This window comes from Acetobacter sp. DmW_136, assembly GCF_008690365.1.
In the GTDB taxonomy this organism is placed as follows: domain Bacteria; phylum Pseudomonadota; class Alphaproteobacteria; order Acetobacterales; family Acetobacteraceae; genus Acetobacter; species Acetobacter oryzifermentans.
In genome coordinates, this window is sequence record NZ_VHON01000100.1 from 1 (window position 1) to 535 (window position 535).

At 59.6% G+C, this 535-nt stretch carries 1 protein-coding gene; it reads left to right on the forward strand.

Annotated elements, in window-relative coordinates; all coding sequences use genetic code 11:
- Positions 1 to 535 (forward strand): NAD-dependent epimerase/dehydratase family protein (locus FKW31_RS15880; RefSeq protein WP_150179066.1); only part of this gene is annotated, 535 nt, incomplete at both ends.

The following is a 535-nucleotide window of genomic DNA, read 5'->3' on the forward strand; positions in this document are numbered from 1 at the left end:
GCCAACCTGTTTGGTTCTGCCGGGGAAGGCCCGATTAACGAGGATGCCCCCATCAACCCCGGCTCTCCGTATGGCGAGAGCAAATATATGGTGGAACGCGCCCTGTACTGGGCCGACAAAATTCATGGGCTGAAAAGTGCCTGCCTGCGCTATTTCAACGCCGCTGGAGCTGATCCGGCTGGCCGTGCGGGGGAAGACCATCGCCCTGAAACGCATCTGATCCCGCTGGTTATTGATGCTGCCCTGAAGCGTCGCCCAGCCCTTACGCTGTTTGGTGAGGACTATCCTACGCCAGATGGCACCTGTATCCGTGATTATGTGCATGTTACAGATCTGGCACGCGCCCATCTGGCTGTGCTGCCGCTTCTGAATGATAAAAGCGTGGTGTTTAACGTTGGCACAGGGCGCGGCAATTCCAACCGCGAAATTATTGATGCCGTTGGCCGCGTGAGCAATCTGGAAGTGCCTTGGCAGGCAGGCCCACGCCGCGCGGGTGATCCGGCCAGCCTGGTGGCCAGCCCAGCGCGCCTGATGG